Here is a 16,593-nt window from a genome sequence, read left to right as displayed (position 1 = left end):
CTAATCTTGCCGCTTTAGTTTTGTAGTATCAAAATACGATAACACAAACCTAAATCTAAAAGATATGACCAAAACCATTTTAATCGCCACGGATTACTCTCTTGAGTCACTGAATATATTAAAAAAAGTACTGAAAGAGAAGGAGGCTTCGGAAGACCCTAATCAGTATAATGTTCTTTTGGTTTCAGGATACGAGGCCGGAGATTCCATCAGAGATCTTCTGTTCAATACAAAAAACACGGTTTTCAATAAGATCAGACCTCAGGAGTTCTGTGATGCCTACGGGATCATTAAGAATAAATATCCTCAATTAGTCCATAAGATCATCTGCGATATTTTCACCGGAAGTTTTCAGAGAACTTTCAATAATTATGTGAAAGCAGAGAATATTGAGGAAGCTTATTATTCTCCATCTATCAAGAGTAAGAGCAAAGGAAAATTTGATATTGCGCCTTATATCAAAAAATGCAAAGATCTGGAAGTTCAGGAAATCAAAGTGGAAATGCCTGAGAGACTTCCGGAAAGAGGAAGACTGGCCGAGATCTTTGTAGAGGTCTAGAAATTAATAAACACAATACTAAAAAATAAAAAAATGTTAAGAAATTATAGTAACAGCCGAACGTTGGGAGACAATATCAGATTGGGGACGCTGACTGCATTCACTGCAGGTACTATAAATATTGCCTCCCTGCTAATATTTCTCTCTTTTACGTCCAACGTAACAGGACATTATGCCATATTGGCGGCGGAAATCAGTAAAGGAAACTGGACGCAGGTGGCCGTAGTAGGAGCCTGGATTTTCCTGTTCTTCTTCGGAAGCTTTCTGTCTAACTTTATTGTCATCAACTTCAATAAAAAGAGTAAGTATTTTGCCCACTCCATGCCAATTGTGCTGGAAATCATATGTTTATTGTTTGTCGGGATATATGGACAGTTTTATTATCAGAAAACACTGGAAGAAACAGAATATCTGGTAGCGCTGATGCTTTTTGCAACCGGCCTTCAGAATGGTCTTACCGCAAGTATCTCCAATTTCTCGGTGAAAACTACCCACCTTACAGGTACCACTACCGACCTTGGAATTCTGCTTTCGATGTTTACGAAAAAGAAATACAGAAAGAGTGGCGAACTGATTGCAAGAGCTAAGCTGCTGACGAGTATTATGGCGGCCTATGTTTTAGGAGCGGTGTTCTCGGGACTTACTTATTATTATCTTGAGTTCAGGGTATTTTATGTGATCAGCCTTTGTCTTTTAATTGTCATCGGTTATGATGCCTATAAAATTCATATGAGACACTTTAATACCAAATATCGCTACAGCAGGATTTATAAAAAGCCCACTGTGTTGGCCTATTTGTATGACAAGGTCCATGGAATTCCAAAAAGAAAAGAAAAAAGAAGGCTTGTCTTTGATGAATAAGCGAAGAAATAAAATAAATATCAGTATTATTTTTGTGTAAACTAGCTGTGAGACATCCCTTTTCGATGGTAGAAAAGGGGTGTTTTTTGTTTATTAAAACACAAAATTTTAAATATGTTATCATTTAACACAAAGGTTGACTTAAACCTGTTCATATTTAAGCCTGTAAAGTTTGAATCAACCAGACAGATGTATTATTCAGTGGCTTATTCAGTGGCGAAGCCACATCTCTTTGCTCAGCTTAAACTTCGGGCATGTCACCTTTAATCTTTGCGTTAAAAAACAAACATATTTAAACGCAAAGATTGATAATAAAGCCTTTTAGCTTTTAAGCCTGCAAAGAAGGAATCAATTTCATTGATTCGACTAAGCGTACGTGTTATCCAGCAGCTTAGTCAGTGGCGTAGCTACATCTCTTTGCCAACTGAAAATTAAAGCAATTCATCATTAAACTTTGCGTCAAAGAAGCATCAGTCCCTTTTCAATGTTTTTTTCCTTTGTCAGGGATAAAAATAGAACTGGACGGCAAATTGTGATTAAAATGTTGATAATTAAATTTTAATTCACGGGTTTATTGTTTTAATTCCCGTTTCCATTGACTATTTTTGTAAGTTGATTACACGTTTTATGTCAGATATTATTCAGCTTTTACCGGATCATGTAGCTAACCAAATTGCGGCAGGGGAAGTGGTGCAGAGACCTGCGTCCATTGTGAAAGAACTTTTGGAAAATGCGATTGATGCCGAAGCGTCCAAGATAGAATTGATTATCAGGGATGCCGGAAAAAACCTGATTCAGGTGGTAGACGATGGTAAAGGAATGTCTGAGACCGATGCCAGAATGGCGTTTGAAAGACATGCTACGTCAAAGATCAAAGGAACGGAAGATATTTTTAAGATCTCGACCAAAGGATTCAGGGGGGAAGCTTTGGCTTCTATTGCTGCGGTTTCACAGGTTGAACTGCGAACAAAGCAGAATGATGCCAAGATCGGAACCAATATCTACATTGAAGGCGGAGTCTTTCAGTTTCAGGACCCGATACAGACCGTAGACGGATCTAATTTCCTGGTGAAGAACCTTTTTTACAATGTTCCGGCCAGAAGAAAATTCCTTAAAAATAATAATGTTGAATTCAGACATGTCATTGATGAATTCCAGCGTGTGGCATTAGCGCATGAAAACCTGGAGTTTTCTCTGTTTCATGATGATGAAGCCGTTTTCAGACTGAGAAAAGGAAGCCAGATGCAGCGTATTGTAGATGTCTTCGGACGCAAACTGCAGCCGCAGCTGATTCCTATCAAAGAAGATATTATCTGGTGTAAGCTTCATGGATTTGTGGCTAAACCTGAAGGCGCTAAAAAATCGAGAGGAGAGCAGTTTCTTTTCGTCAACGGAAGGTATTTCAGAAGCCCATATTTTAATAAAGCAGTTCAGGAAGCTTTTGAGGGGCTGCTTCAGCCGGGCTATGTTCCTACATTTTTCCTCTATCTGGAAATGGATCCGGAAAAAATAGATGTGAATATCCATCCTCAAAAGACAGAGGTGAAGTTTGAAGACGAACACCTGATCTTTGCCCTGCTTCGTTCCACCATTAAAAGATCTCTGGGAATTTATAACGTTTCCCCGAGTCTTGATTTTGATAAAGATCCGGAAATGGATGCGATGATGAATAAGCCTTTTCCAAGCAAAGGAAACGGTGGCGGCGGGATGATCAAGATGCCTGAAATTATTGTGGACAAAGACTACAATCCATTTATTGAAGAAAGGAATGTACGTCCGGAAGAGATTCAGAATCTTACGGAAATGTACCACCAGAATATCACCGCAGAACCGTCGAAGATCAATTTATTTGAAGACGAAGATTTCGATGAAGACCTGATGAGGTTGCCGAACGGGTACTGGCTTTTCAATAAAGGAGACGTAACCCTGATGCTGGATTTGGGAAGAATGCACAGACTGGTTGTTGCTGAAAATAACAAAACGTCAAGGAAAAGCAATCTCAATATCAACCCAAACAGCCATTCTCTTCTGTTTTCCCTGGAGTATCATATGAACGAAATAGAGAAGAATAAATACAATTCTTTCAAAAAATTTCTTCCGGAACTCGGGTTTGACATGAAAATTGCACATGAAAGCGTGCTGAGAATAGATGCGTTGCCTGAGGGACTGAAAGAAACCCAGGCTATGAAGTTCCTGGAAAACCTTTTTGAGATCCTGGAATATAAGAGCGAAGAGGAATTTATGCAGTATTATCTGAACCAGTGGAGCAAAATGCATTCGAAATCGAGGTTTGATTTTATCTATAAAAAAGATGCGGAACAGGTCATCAAAGATTTTACAGCTTTAGGCTTCCCGGAATTTTTACCGGATGGCAAAAGATGTTTTTATGAAGTTCCGTTTAATGATTTTAAAAACAAGTTTTAAAAATGTTTAACAATATACCGCCCATCACCAGGAATATTATCATTATCAATGTCATCGTATTCATTGGGACTTACTTTCTTGGAAATCAGGTAATCGGTTATCTTGCCGGATTTTACCCTTTTTCTCCGTTTTTCCATTCATGGCAGATCATTACGCACATGTTTATGCATGGAAGCATTATGCATATTCTGTTTAATATGCTGACATTGTACAGTTTCGGACCTATCCTGGAGCAGGCTTTGGGTGAGAAAAAGTATCTGATCCTTTACTTCCTAAGCGGATTGGGAGCTTTCTTCCTTTTTAATTTATGGAATTTTGTTGAAGCCCAGCAGCTTACAAATGAATTGCAGCAGCTTGGGTTCAATGTCAATGCCTATCTATCCGGAGCAAGCGTAGGTTTTAGTGGAGATGCAGCATCCGTTCTTAAGCAAAAAGAGTTGTTGGAGAGTTTTAAAGGGATTGTAGCAACACCTATGGTAGGTGCTTCGGGAGCTATCTTCGGAGTTGTGGCAGCCTTTGCTACCCTTTATCCCGATTCCAAAATTATGATGATGTTTATCCCGGTTCCCATAAAGGTAAAATATCTGATGCCTATCGTCATTGTAGTTTCTGTCTATCTGGGCGTTTCCGGTAACGGAGGTGGTATTGCTCACCTGGCTCACGTTGGAGGGGCATTAGTTGGCTGGATTCTTGCAAGGATATGGAAAAAACATCTGTATAGATTCAATTAAAAATTCTGTGAAAGTTTTCCGTCTTATCATACTGATCCTGCATGTGGGTATTTTGTTCCTGCTGCTCGGTACTTTAATGAATGCCTATGTTCCACCTAAAATATTTCCGTGGTTCAATCTGCTTTCTTTAGGGTTTCCTATCTTTATTATTATATATGCTGTATTTACGCTTTTTTGGCTTTTCAGCTGGAAAAAGAGAACTTTTGCGTTTATGCTGGCGGGCCTTATCTTTATGAATCCTGTACAAAGATGGGTGAGTTTTTCTTCTGATAAAAAAGAAACTGCCGATCTGAAAATCATTTCTTTTAATGTCAAGGCAGGTTTGTTGGGAGCCACAGACATTGAAAAATACCTGAACAGTGCCGATGCTGATGTTGTTCTGTTACAGGAATCCGGAAGTAAGGTTTCGGTGAAAGGGATGGAAAAAAGTGGTGAGAACGGAGTCTTAAAAGTCTTTTCAAAACATAAACTGATAGAATCTAAAGAGTTGATCAAGAGTGATTTAGAGACTAATAATGCATATGCTTCTCAAACAGATATTGAAATTAAAGGAAAAATATACCGTTTCATCAATATCTATCTGGAGCCTTTTAAATTCGAAAAAGGAATGGTTAAATTAGATGGGGTGAAAGAAGAGGACGAGCAAAAATTGAAAAATATTGTTAAAAGACTTATTCCTGTTTTTAAAAAGCATCAGGATCAGGTAGGTACCATCAAAGAAGCCATTGAAACTTCTCCTTATCCCGTCATTATTGCAGGAGATCTTAATTCTGTTCCCAATTCTTACGAGTATTACCATTTAGCTGATGGGCTGGAAGACGCCTTTGTAAAAGCGGGAAAAGGAAGTGCTACCAGTTTCCACGACTATAAATTCCCGATCAGGATCGACTATATTTTTACATCAAAAACCATACAGCCGGTGAGCTATAAAGTAGACCGAACTGTAAAGCTTTCAGATCATTATCCTGTGGTGGCAACATTTTCACTAAATCACTAATAATCATAAAATTAGTTAAAGCTTTAGTGCTTGGTAGGGTTTTTGATGAAGAGAAAGTCGTACCTAGATTGTTATTTCATGAAGCCGAGCCAGTTATTACTATTTGTTCATATTGTTGTTGCCGTGTTGCTGTTGTGCACATTGGGGAATGCGTGGATTCCGCCTAATTTTATGGGCTCTCTGAATCTTCTTTCCCTAGGCTTTCCCTATCTGATCATAGTATATTTTCTTTTAACGATGGTTTGGGCCCTTAAAAGAAAGAAAATAGCCATTGCTTTTGCTTTTGGGCTGCTTCTTTTTTACAACCCGGTAAGACGATGGGTCAATTTTTCCCCAAAAACAGAAAGTTTAAAATCGATAAGAGATATCAAAGTTCTTACGTTTAATGTAAAATACGGAGATTTCGGCTGGGAAAAGGTGAAAAAATACATCCAGGACCAAGATGCCGATATTATTTTGGTTCAGGAAAAAGATACCAACAGAGCGATAAGCAAGGATATGGTAAAATATCCTTCAGTCATTCTGAAGACAAAACATAAGATTTTAAGACAAGAACAGCTGATTGAAGATAAAGCAAGGGGCAACTCTTTCTATGCCGATGTAGATATCAATGGAAAGATCATAAGAGTAGTCAATGTATATCTGGAGCCTTTCAGACTGCATAAATCAATGCTTAAATTTGATGGCTTTGCAAAAGAAGGAGGTAAAATTGCTAACCTTATTTCCCATATGACACCTACTTTTCAGGCCCATGAAGATCAGATCAGAAAGATCAGAAAAGTAATTGATTTTTCACCTTATCCGGTGATTCTGGCGGGTGACTTTAATTCTGTGCCTAATTCCTACGAATATTATAATCTGGGAAAAGATCTGCAGGATGCCTTCCTGACAGTAGGAAATGGATCTTCTACAAGTTTCCATGACTATAAGGTCCCCTTGAGAATTGATTATATATTCACTTCAAAATCGATCATCCCTTTAAGTTATAAGGTAGATCAGTCTGTAAAATTATCGGATCATTATCCTGTAATTGCAGAATTTCTACTAAATTAGTTCCATGAAAAATTTACTGTCTGTGGTTTTTATTGTATCCCTGTTGTTGATGGCCTGTTCAAAGAAAGAAACGCCAGGTTTTGCAGCATATCAGGAGATGAAAATCCACTATGATACGGTAGCTGTAGACTCATTTTCAGCAGGAGCAACATCAGTAGATATTGTCCGCCAGATCAGAATGTCTTCGCAAAAATATCAGGATTCGATAAAACAAGCTGAAAAACTACAAAAAGAAGAACAAAAGCTGAAGGAAGAGCTGGAAAAAGAAAACAAAAAGAAATTGGAAGAGGAAAAGAAAAAGACGGAAGCAGAAAAGAAGCAGACCGTTTCTGACACTCCGCCGGCCAATGGAACGAAGACCAAGTAACGCTTACTCACATAAAAAAACATTTTAAAAATATAAAATATGAAAAAACAAATCTTAGCAGCAGCTGCCATAGCATTATTTGCTGTATCGTGTACAAAATCTACCACTAAAACAGAGCAGGTTGAAGGTGCTGACGGATCAGTAACCACTACGACGACAACCGTTTCAGAAACACCTTCTCCGATTGTAGATACGGCTAAAATAGACAAGGCTAAACAGGATGTAAAATCCAAAGTAGATGAAGCCGGAAACAAAATAGACAATGCCGCACAGAAAACGAAGGAAGACCTTAATAAAGCAGGAAAAGACATCAAAGCCGGAGCAAAAGAAGTCGGACAAGATGTGAAAGATGCCGCTGCAAAAGGCGCTGCCAAAGTGGAAGAGGGAGCCAAGAAATTGAAGGAGGATTTAAAGAAATAGTGAAATACTGAAACACAGAAAACGCAATCAGAATTTTGATTGCGTTTTTTTATGCTAATTTTTTGATGGATGAGAGAAGATGGGAGCGGGAAGTTATATTTGTCCCTAGTTGTAAAGCTGAATATTGGTTTTTATGACCTCAATAACTTCCATCTTCCAGTATCAGGCTTCCTTTCTGTATGCCTTACTTATTAAGCTCCAGCAAAGGATCTATGTATTCCCGGTCATTACTCAGTCTCGGGACTTTATTCTGCCCGCCCAGTTTTCCTTTGGATTCCAGCCACTGGTAGAAAAGATCTGGTTTTGCAATATGAACGATGGGTCTTCTCAACGTCAGATTATTGTATCTTTTAGCTTCGTAGTCTGAATTGATCGTTTTTAAATGGTGATCAAAAGCATCGGTAAAACGGTCCAGATCATCCGGATGATGGCTGAATTCGAAAATCCACTCGTGGGCACCGCCTTCGTTCTCTTTCATGAAAATAGGAGCGCCTGTAAAATCCGTGATGCTTGCTCCGGTCACCTCGCAGGCTTTTGAAAGGGCAGATTCCACATTGGTGATCATCAGTTCTTCCCCAAATGCATTGATATAATGCTTGGTTCTTCCCGTAATTTTTATTCTGAAAGGATTAATGGATGTAAATATAACAGTATCACCGATCAGGTATCTCCACAGTCCGCCGTTGGTAGTAATCACCATTGCGTAGTTTTTTCCTATTTCAACATCTTCGAGGCTCACCACTTTCGGATTGGAAAAGTGAAACTGATCCATGGGAATGAACTCATAAAAAATACCATAATCCAGCATCAGAAGCATTTCATCGCTGTCCGATCTGTCCTGGATCCCGAAAAAGCCTTCAGAAGCATTGTAAATCTCATAGTAATTGATCTTTTTGCCGATGATCTGTCTGTACTGGTCCTTGTAGGGCTTGAAACTGATTCCACCGTGAAAAAAGACCTCTAAATTGGGCCAGAGCTCAGAAATACTTCCGCTTCCGGTTTCTTTTAAAACTCTTTGAAGAAGAACCATCATCCAGCTGGGTACACCAAGGATACTTCCTACATCTTCATTTTTCACTTCAGAGGTGATGGCTTTGAGCTTGCTTTCCCATTCAGACATCAGGGAAACCTTTTTGCTTGGTGTTGTGGTGATCTCTACCCAAAAAGGCAGATTATCAATTAAAATAGCAGAAAGATCCCCGAATTTGGTGTTGAAATCGGCGTGGAGCTCAGAACTGCCTCCCAAGCGCAGGTTTTTATTGGTGAATAACTGGTTTTCCGGATGGTTATTGGCATAGATGGCAACCATATCCTTTCCTGCCTTCATGTGACAGTATTCCAGGCTTTCCGTGGAAATAGGGATGAATTTGCTCTTAGCGTTTGTGGTTCCGGATGATTTGGCAAAATGCTTGATGTATCCGGGCCAGCTTACGTCTTTGTGTCCCTGTCTTGCTCTTTCAATAAAAGGCTCAAAATCTTCATACGTAACGATCGGAACCTTGTTTTTAAAGTCCTGGTAGCTTGAAATTGAATTGAAGCCATATGCTTTGCCGTATTCAGTATCCTCAGCATGAAACAGCTGAGAAAAGAGTATACCTTTCTGAGTTTCAATCGGATGGTCCATGAAATTCTGAATCTGATCTATCCTTTGGCGGATAAACCAGTTGACGACCGTATTGAAAAGTGCCTTTGTTGCCATTCCAACAAATATAATAATATTTGGATTTTTAGAGAATTTTTATCGTGTTAAATACAAAAACCGCTACAAATAATGTAACGGTTTAGTATTTTGCTTTATTGTTTCTTAGCAATACTCGTCAAAAGCAGCCTGAAGATTTGCTGCGATTGCCCCTGCAGGGTTTCCTTCAATGTGGTGTCTTTCCAGCATGTGAACCAATTCTCCGTCCTTGAAAAGAGCTACACATGGAGAGCTTGGAGGGAATGGAGCAAGATGCTTTCTTGCCTCTGCTACAGCTTCTGTATCAAATCCTGCAAAAACAGTTGTTAAATGATCAGGTTTTTTATCTCCTGTCAAAGAGTAAACAACACCCGGTCTTGCTGCTCCAGCTGCACATCCGCAAACTGAATTGATGACCAATAGAGTTGTTCCCGACTGCTTTAAAGCCTCTTCTACCTGTGCTGGAGTTGTTAGATCTTCGAAACCTTTATCTGTAAGTTCTGCCTTCATTGGCATTACTAAATCTGTTGGATACATATATTTTGTTTTTTATCACTACAAAGTTAATCATTTCTTGGCTTTTGTTCAATATATAAAAACTATCAATCGTTTAGTCAGATAAAATTAATGTAATATTAATATTGTAATAATATTCAAAAAAACATAAAATAAAATTATGAATAATGATAATTATTTATTAAATTTGAAATGATTCTGAAAAACAAACGACCATGAAAAAAACATTTACTGCTTTCCCTCGAGCACTCAAATTATTTAACAGCGCATGATTGTAGTTAAATAAACACCTATTTCAGTTTTGAATACTACCGAACTGAATTATTATTTATGAATATCCAAAAAATGAAGCCCTGAACGTTAACGTTCAGGGCTTCTTTAATCAAATCGATATGCAAAGGTTGGATATCCTGCTTTTTGGGTCTTGTTTCGTGATTAGGATTAAATACATCCCGGCTCGCGAAAAACTGATCCCGTTTTTACGAAAGGAGCTTCTTGGCCATTTCGGAAATACTTTTTCCGTCTGACTTTCCGGCTAATGCTTTTGAAGCTGCTCCCATCACTTTTCCTAAGTCTTTGGCAGACTCAGCTCCAGTTTCTGAAATAATACTCTTAATTTCTGCTTCCAGTTCTTCCGGACTCAGTTGTTTAGGCAGATACTTCTCGATCACCTTCATCTGAGCATCTTCTACTTCTGCTAGGTCATTTCTTCCCTGTGCTGAAAACTGTTCGAAAGAGTCTTTACGCTGTTTGATCATTCTTTGCAGAATGGCAATTTCCTGTTCAACAGAAACTTCAGTACCTCTAGCTTCAGTTTGTAGATTTAAAATTTGAGCTTTTACAGCTCTCAGAGAATCCAGAGCAACTCTGTCTTTCTCTCTCATGGCTGTTTTAATAGCTTCGCTTATGATATTTTCTAAACTCATGGTATATAATTTATCAATGTAAAAGTGTATCAATGTACCAATTTGAACAAGCAATTGTTACACTGTTAAATTGATACATTGTTACATTATTTAGTCAACGTCTTTATTTAAAAATCTGTTCTCTCTCACCTGCATAGATCCATTGTTGTCAGACAGATAGGTATTGATATTCTGGTCTGATGCATTGTTTTCGTCAATAGAGATATTCTTTCTTTTGAAAGCCGGTACAGATTCGAATTCGCTTGTGCTGTCAAAGCTCTGATAGCGGGAATTGAATTCTTTTAATTTATTTCTTCTTTCTACGATTCTTTCCTGGTCAACCGCTTTATTCACGAAAGTGAATTCTGATTCTGCAGGTTTTGGCGTTTCAATTTCTATTTTTTCTTCAAAGGCTGGTTTTGTTTCAGCTTTTGGCTCTTCATATCTGGTCTGGAAGATCGCTTCAACAGCCTGAACAGGAATTTCGGTTACTGTACTGGCGGGAGCAGTAAACTCTGCTTTTGGCTGTCCGTAATCTGTTTTAGGCTCATTAGATGAAGGCTGATTGTTGACAAAAAAACTGAACTCAACCGGTTTTTCGTGTGAGAAAACATGGGTTGCCGGTGTAGATGGCACATCATCTTTTCTGGAATCAAAGTCAAATTTGAAAGACTCTATTTCCAGATCATTTGGATCTTCTCCTTCTTCATCATAAGAGAATAAGCTATATGATTCTTCTTCCGGTTCTTCTTCATTTCTCCAGTCACGGGCCGCGTTATTAGGTGTATCTTCCTCTTTATCAAAGAATTTTATTTCAGTTTTAATCTGCTCTTCCTCAATAATCATTTTTTTTTCAGAAGAAGTCATCCCGAATTGTGGGGCATCGCTGTCCTCATCATCCAGTCTGAAGGTGTGTTTTCCTCCAAATTCACGGGTTTTTTCAGAAGGTGTTTCTCTTTCTTCCCTTGTTTTAAAAGGAGATGTTTTTGGAGCATCAAAACTGTCATTAAGACTGATTCTGATCTTCTCAGTAGGGCCTGCAAATCTTTTGCTGTCATTTGAAAAACCTGTAGCGATTACAAGAACGCTTACAGAATCTCCTAATTCTTCATCAGCACCCACCCCGAAAATAATATCAGCTGTATTTCCGGCTTCTTTCTGGATGTGGTCCATAATTACCCCGATCTCGTCCATGGTTACTTCTTCAGCACCACTTCTGATCAGTAGAAGCACGTTTTTAGCACCGGTGATCTTGTTGTCGTTCAACAACGGAGAGTCCAGGGCTTTTTTAACGGCTTCTTCTGCTTTGTTTTCTCCTGAAGCAATTCCTGTAGACATCAGGGCAGTACCAGAGTTCTGAAGTACAGATTTAGCATCTCTAAAGTCAATGTTCACATCAAAGTACCCTGTAATAACTTCAGCCATTCCTTTCGCGGCATTGGTTAAAACTTCATCGGCTTTTGAGAATCCCTGCTTAAATCCAAGGTTTCCAAACTGCTGTCTTAATTTATCATTATTGATCACAATCAGTGAGTCAACATTATTTCTTAGCTTTTCAAGACCAATTTCGGCTTGTTCAAGTCTTCTTTTACCTTCGAAGCTGAAAGGAACGGTAACGATACCTACCGTCAAAATTCCCATATCTTTAGCTACCTTGGCAATAACCGGAGCTGCTCCTGTACCTGTACCACCGCCCATTCCGGCAGTGATGAACACCATTTTGGTATTCTGGCCCATACAAGCTTTAATTTCTTCGATGCTTTCAATAGCAGATTTTTCTCCTACTTCAGGATCCGCACCCGCACCCAGTCCTTCTGTGATGGTAGTACCAAGCTGTACTTTATTAGCAACGGGATTATTATCTAAAGTTTGGGCATCTGTATTACAGACCACGAAATCTACTCCGTAGATTCCTTTCTCGTACATGTGTTTCAATGCGTTGTTTCCACCGCCTCCTACACCGATTACTTTTATGATGGATGAATTTCCTTTTGGCAAATCAAATGAAAATCCTTGTGTATCTATATTTTCCATAACTATGCTTTTTATAATTGACGATTGATGAATGATAATTGATGAGTGATAAATGGCGCCATGCAATAAGCTGTGTGCTTTTTATTTATCAATTATCAATGATCTTCTATCATTTATATTTTACTCTACTTCTTCAAAGAATTTTTTAACTTTTTCCATAAGCGACTGCCCAAAGGTGAGTTTCGCTCTTCTGTTTTCCTGCTGTTGGGTAGCAACGGCCTGTTGCTCCTGAACTGTAGCTGACGGCTGAAGTTGCTGAGTTGTTTCTGTCTGTATTTCAGCAGTTTCTGCTTTAGCAACTTCTTCCTCAACGAACGCTTCTTCTTCAGCGCCCTGCTTTTTGTCCCGAATCTTTAAACTCTCCATCAGCAAGCCGATTGAAGTAGCAAATTCCGGGCCTTTCAGGTACTGGTTTTTATCGTTGGCAATATATTCATTTGCAAAACCGATTCTGCTGTCAAAACCTGTTGTATAATTGGCCAGCTGACGAAGGTGTTTCAAGTTGGATCCGCCTCCTGTAAGGACAATCCCTGCAATCAGCTTTTTCTTTTGCTCAAATGCTCCGTACGCTTTTAATTCCGTGTTAACCATTTCCAGAATTTCTTCTACTCTGGCATTGATGATCTGTGCCAGTGTTTTAAGAGAAATTTCCTTGTCCGGTCTTCCGTGAAGCCCTGGAATAGTAACAAATGTACTGTCTTTTTCCAATTCCGGAACTGCAGAACCGAATTTTACCTTCAGTTGTTCTGCATGTTTCTCAATGATGGAGCAGCCTTCTTTGATATCTTCCGTAATAATACCGCCTCCGTAAGGGATTACGCAGGTATGGCGGATGATATTGTCTTTGAAGATGGCAATATCTGTAGTACCGCCTCCTATATCTACTATAGCAACGCCGGCTTCTTTTTCTTCTTTAGTCAGTACAGCTTCTGAAGACGCCAAAGGTTCCAGGGTAAGGGCCTCCATTTCCAGGCCTGCTTCTCTTACACATCTTGCGATGTTTCTGATGCTGCCCATCTGTCCTACTACCACATGAAAATTGGCTTCTAAGCGTTTTCCGTGCATTCCAACGGGCTCTTGTATTTCGCCTTCGGAATCCACTTTATATTCCTGGGGAAGGACATGGATAATTTCTTCTCCGGGAAGCATGACCAGCTTTTTTACCTGATCTTTCAGTGCTTCGATGTCGTCGTCTGTAATAAATTTGTCCGGATGCTCACGCATAATATAGTCGGAATGCTGCAGAGAACGGATGTGTTTTCCTGCAATACCTACCGTAACTTTACGGATAGGAACTCCTGCGCTGGATTGTGCTTCAGAAACGGCAGCCTTGATTGAATTAATGGTTTGTGATATATTGTTCACAATACCTTTATGAACTCCAAGACTTTTGGCCTTCCCAACGCCGAGAATTTCTATCTTCCCGTGTGCATTCCTCCGTCCGACTATCGCGACAATCTTCGTTGTCCCGATGTCCAGACCTACTGAATACTCTTGATTTTCCATTTTATGTCGATTTGATTTTTTTCTATTTTTTCATGCCTGGGACAATGTCCCGTTTTTTTTTAATCAAATTGGATCTTATCCAATTCTATGCTAAATGGTCCCTTTGGACTTGTGTTTATTCTATTTTTACTTTTGTCTTTGCCTTTGTAGCTACCGGTTTTTTCACTGTCTTTTTAGTTTCCTTTGGTTTGACCGTCGTTTTTGGTTTTATTTTTTCCTTCGGCTTTACGGAAGGGGCTTTTGTTTTTTTTGTTTCTGCAATTTTAGGCATGGCTTCCGGCTTTTTTGCTGCTGCCAGTAGCGGGGTTTTTGCCAGTTCCAGATTTCCTGCTTTCAGAATACTGTCGTTTTCTTTGAAATAAGGATTTAGAGTGGTTACAATCTGGTTCTGATATTTTACAGATACTAAGCTGTACTTTTGGGGATCCTGGAATACCAGATATTTTTCTACAAAAGTTTTTAAACCTTTTACCTTAAATTCTATGTTGTCAAGATCTCCTATTTCTACTTTGTAATTTCCATCACTGGTCAGAAGATTATAATCGCCTCTACTTTTTGAAATTCCGATAAAGAATTTTTTGCTGAAATCATCTTTATCAATCTTTTCAACCAGCTCTGCCAGTTTTTCATATTCATCCGGTTTCACATCTCCTGTTACCAGCATGCAAGGGTGCGAATAGGTCTTGGATATAGGAAACTCGGTTCCTTTTTCATCCACATAAAAGTCTTTTCCGTCTTTATTCAGCCTGAAAACAGGAACTCTTTGTCTGATATCGAGGTAGAGTTTTCCGTTCAGGTTCAAATAGACATTGGCGCTGTCTACCGCAGGAAGAGAGTTGATCTTCTTTTCAAGCACAGGGATATTCAGATCTCCGACTTTTCCGGAAGGGTTTTCTTTTTTTACAATTTCCCGGATATCTTTTTCATCTATGAAGTATACCGGAGTTTTTTCATTCATTTTTACAGAAATCTTATTGTCCGTGATCTTCTGGCCGCTGAATCTCTTCAATGAGAAACTCAGCAGTAATCCAAGGATGATCACTGTGACAGCAATTTTTAATATTCTGTATTTATTTTTCATAATTCTAAGATGTCAGATTTCAGACGTCAGATATCAGAAACTGATTCATTTTTCATTATTAATTTTTCACTATTATTTTTTTGAAATCCATTCTGCAATAGGATCATACAGGGTATCAATGTTTCCTGCACCTACGGTAAGAAGGATGTCAAAATCTTTTTCTTTTATTTTTTCAAAAGCACCGGATAGTTCCGATTTTTCTTTTTGATCTAAATTCACTTTTTCTAATAACCAGTCAGACGTTATTCCTTCAAAATTTTCCTGAAGTTCTCTTGCAGGATAAATGTCGAGAAGGATCAGCTCATCCGATTTGCTCAGGCTTTCTGCAAATCCATCAGCGAAATCCCTTGTTCTGCTGAAAAGATGGGGCTGAAAGACCACTAAGAGTTTTTTATCGGGATAAAATGTTCTGATAGAGCTCACTACCGCATTGATTTCTGTCGGATGGTGCGCATAATCATCAATATAAATTTTACCATTTGGATAGATATGTTTGGTATATCTTCTTTTAATTCCTTTAAAATTAGCAATAGCCTTTTTCAGTGTTTCAAAATCTACGCCTAAATTGTGAAGGATAGCCAAGGCTGCTGTTGCATTTTCTACGTTATGGATTCCCGGAATTTCCCACACAAAATCTTTTACAGTTTCGGAAGGAGTATGGAAATCAAAATAGATTTTATCGTGATCCATACGCAGGTTATCTGAGTAGTAATCTGCTTCTTCATTCACGGCATAGGTCTGATGTGCTCTTCCTATATCCAGGCCTTTTCTTACAAACAACTGTCTGTCATTCGGAACAAGGGCTGCAAACTGCTTGAAACCCTCCTCAATGTGGCTTTTATCGCCATAAATATCCAGATGGTCTGCATCGGTAGACGTTACTACTGCCCAGTCCGGAGAAAGGTTCAGGAAGCTTCTGTCATATTCATCGGCTTCTACTACGGAGTACTCTGTTCCATTATATAAGAAGTTTGATTTAAAATTTTCAGAAATACCGCCTAAAAAGCATGAAAATGGAAGATTGGCCTCTTTGCACAGGTGAGAAACCAGTGTAGAAGTTGTTGTTTTCCCATGGGTTCCTGCTACTGCGATACAGTCTGTATTTTCTGTGATCAGGCCTAAAACCTTAGCACGTTTTAAGACTTCAAACTGATTTTGGTTGAAATAATCTAAAATTCCCAGCGTTTTGATGGCGGGAGTATAGATCACCAAAGTGTTTTCTTTTTGAAGTGTAGTTATTTTTTCGTCAATGTTATCTTCGAAAACGATATCAATTCCTTCTTTCATCAGAAGCGAAGTAAGCTTCGTATTGGTCTTATCATAGCCCAGCACTTTTTTGCCCGAAGCATTGAAATAACGTGCCAAAGCACTCATTCCGATACCTCCGATGCCTACGAAGTAATAATTTTGATATGTTTCTAATATGTTCATTCTTTTTTGTATTAATGTATTATGTACAAT

The 16,593-nt window shown here is 38.8% G+C and carries 15 protein-coding genes; 8 read left to right on the top strand and 7 right to left on the bottom strand.

Annotated features, from left to right (window positions below):
* Positions 1-64: 64 nt before the first annotated feature.
* The 8 genes from HHL23_RS03300 (at position 65) to HHL23_RS03265 (ending at position 7,412) form a co-directional block, all read left to right on the top strand.
* Entirely contained in the window at positions 65-559 is a 495-nt protein-coding gene (locus HHL23_RS03300) for a hypothetical protein (RefSeq protein ID WP_169233396.1), read from the top strand.
* Between the two features lie 33 nt (positions 560-592).
* On the top strand, positions 593-1,420 hold the full coding sequence (locus tag HHL23_RS03295) for a YoaK family protein (RefSeq protein ID WP_169233395.1): 828 nt from the start codon (positions 593-595) through the stop codon (positions 1,418-1,420).
* Positions 1,421-2,047: 627 nt separating this feature from the next.
* On the top strand, positions 2,048-3,844 hold the full coding sequence (gene mutL / locus HHL23_RS03290; protein ID WP_169233394.1) for a DNA mismatch repair endonuclease MutL: 1,797 nt from the start codon (positions 2,048-2,050) through the stop codon (positions 3,842-3,844).
* 2 nt (positions 3,845-3,846) lie between these two features.
* Complete coding sequence (locus HHL23_RS03285; RefSeq protein WP_169233393.1) at positions 3,847-4,575, top strand: rhomboid family intramembrane serine protease; 729 nt, start codon at positions 3,847-3,849, stop codon at positions 4,573-4,575.
* 7 nt (positions 4,576-4,582) lie between these two features.
* Positions 4,583-5,572 (top strand): endonuclease/exonuclease/phosphatase family protein, encoded by a 990-nt coding sequence (locus tag HHL23_RS03280; protein WP_169233392.1) that lies wholly within the window; start codon positions 4,583-4,585, stop codon positions 5,570-5,572.
* Positions 5,573-5,650: 78 nt separating this feature from the next.
* Positions 5,651-6,625, top strand: coding sequence for an endonuclease/exonuclease/phosphatase family protein (locus tag HHL23_RS03275; protein ID WP_169233391.1), 975 nt, complete (start codon positions 5,651-5,653; stop codon positions 6,623-6,625).
* A 4-nt stretch (positions 6,626-6,629) separates the two neighbouring features.
* Entirely contained in the window at positions 6,630-6,992 is a 363-nt protein-coding gene (locus tag HHL23_RS03270; RefSeq protein WP_169233390.1) for a hypothetical protein, read from the top strand.
* Between the two features lie 39 nt (positions 6,993-7,031).
* Positions 7,032-7,412: a hypothetical protein gene (locus HHL23_RS03265; RefSeq protein WP_169233389.1), complete on the top strand. Its 381-nt coding sequence runs from the start codon at positions 7,032-7,034 to the stop codon at positions 7,410-7,412.
* Positions 7,413-7,596: 184 nt separating this feature from the next.
* Here the strand turns inward: HHL23_RS03265 and HHL23_RS03260 are convergent, their stop codons facing one another.
* From HHL23_RS03260 to murC, 7 genes are all read right to left on the bottom strand, one after another.
* Positions 7,597-9,111 (bottom strand): GH3 auxin-responsive promoter family protein, encoded by a 1,515-nt coding sequence (locus HHL23_RS03260; protein ID WP_169233388.1) that lies wholly within the window; start codon positions 9,109-9,111, stop codon positions 7,597-7,599.
* Positions 9,112-9,216: 105 nt separating this feature from the next.
* A complete protein-coding gene (locus HHL23_RS03255) occupies positions 9,217-9,627 on the bottom strand; it encodes a BrxA/BrxB family bacilliredoxin (protein ID WP_040992866.1) in 411 nt (136 codons plus the stop codon).
* A 458-nt stretch (positions 9,628-10,085) separates the two neighbouring features.
* Positions 10,086-10,532 (bottom strand): GatB/YqeY domain-containing protein, encoded by a 447-nt coding sequence (locus tag HHL23_RS03250; RefSeq protein WP_169233387.1) that lies wholly within the window; start codon positions 10,530-10,532, stop codon positions 10,086-10,088.
* 90 nt (positions 10,533-10,622) lie between these two features.
* Positions 10,623-12,545: a cell division protein FtsZ gene (gene ftsZ / locus HHL23_RS03245; RefSeq protein ID WP_169233386.1), complete on the bottom strand. Its 1,923-nt coding sequence runs from the start codon at positions 12,543-12,545 to the stop codon at positions 10,623-10,625.
* Positions 12,546-12,665: 120 nt separating this feature from the next.
* A complete protein-coding gene (gene ftsA, locus HHL23_RS03240) occupies positions 12,666-14,051 on the bottom strand; it encodes a cell division protein FtsA (protein ID WP_169233385.1) in 1,386 nt (461 codons plus the stop codon).
* 115 nt (positions 14,052-14,166) lie between these two features.
* Entirely contained in the window at positions 14,167-15,132 is a 966-nt protein-coding gene (locus tag HHL23_RS03235) for a cell division protein FtsQ (RefSeq protein ID WP_169233384.1), read from the bottom strand.
* Positions 15,133-15,204: 72 nt separating this feature from the next.
* On the bottom strand, positions 15,205-16,563 hold the full coding sequence (gene murC / locus HHL23_RS03230) for a UDP-N-acetylmuramate--L-alanine ligase (protein ID WP_169233383.1): 1,359 nt from the start codon (positions 16,561-16,563) through the stop codon (positions 15,205-15,207).
* Between the last annotated feature and the right edge of the window lie 30 nt (positions 16,564-16,593).

The organism is Chryseobacterium antibioticum (assembly GCF_012927325.1).
GTDB classification, from domain to species: domain Bacteria; phylum Bacteroidota; class Bacteroidia; order Flavobacteriales; family Weeksellaceae; genus Chryseobacterium; species Chryseobacterium antibioticum.
This window is presented reverse-complemented; position numbering and strand designations above follow the sequence as displayed.

What these genes read in the sequence shown, in the direction of transcription:
- HHL23_RS03300 (WP_169233396.1), top strand. Translation starts at nt 65, where the DNA reads ATGACCAAAACCATTTTAATCGCCACGGATTACTCTCTTGAGTCACTG.
- HHL23_RS03275 (WP_169233391.1), top strand. Translation starts at nt 5,651, where the DNA reads ATGAAGCCGAGCCAGTTATTACTATTTGTTCATATTGTTGTTGCCGTG.
- ftsA (WP_169233385.1), bottom strand. Translation starts at nt 14,051, where the DNA reads ATGGAAAATCAAGAGTATTCAGTAGGTCTGGACATCGGGACAACGAAG.
- HHL23_RS03260 (WP_169233388.1), bottom strand. Translation starts at nt 9,111, where the DNA reads ATGGCAACAAAGGCACTTTTCAATACGGTCGTCAACTGGTTTATCCGC.
- HHL23_RS03285 (WP_169233393.1), top strand. Translation starts at nt 3,847, where the DNA reads ATGTTTAACAATATACCGCCCATCACCAGGAATATTATCATTATCAAT.
- murC (WP_169233383.1), bottom strand. Translation starts at nt 16,563, where the DNA reads ATGAACATATTAGAAACATATCAAAATTATTACTTCGTAGGCATCGGA.
- ftsZ (WP_169233386.1), bottom strand. Translation starts at nt 12,545, where the DNA reads ATGGAAAATATAGATACACAAGGATTTTCATTTGATTTGCCAAAAGGA.
- HHL23_RS03265 (WP_169233389.1), top strand. Translation starts at nt 7,032, where the DNA reads ATGAAAAAACAAATCTTAGCAGCAGCTGCCATAGCATTATTTGCTGTA.
- HHL23_RS03270 (WP_169233390.1), top strand. Translation starts at nt 6,630, where the DNA reads ATGAAAAATTTACTGTCTGTGGTTTTTATTGTATCCCTGTTGTTGATG.
- HHL23_RS03255 (WP_040992866.1), bottom strand. Translation starts at nt 9,627, where the DNA reads ATGTATCCAACAGATTTAGTAATGCCAATGAAGGCAGAACTTACAGAT.
- HHL23_RS03295 (WP_169233395.1), top strand. Translation starts at nt 593, where the DNA reads ATGTTAAGAAATTATAGTAACAGCCGAACGTTGGGAGACAATATCAGA.
- HHL23_RS03250 (WP_169233387.1), bottom strand. Translation starts at nt 10,532, where the DNA reads ATGAGTTTAGAAAATATCATAAGCGAAGCTATTAAAACAGCCATGAGA.
- mutL (WP_169233394.1), top strand. Translation starts at nt 2,048, where the DNA reads ATGTCAGATATTATTCAGCTTTTACCGGATCATGTAGCTAACCAAATT.
- HHL23_RS03235 (WP_169233384.1), bottom strand. Translation starts at nt 15,132, where the DNA reads ATGAAAAATAAATACAGAATATTAAAAATTGCTGTCACAGTGATCATC.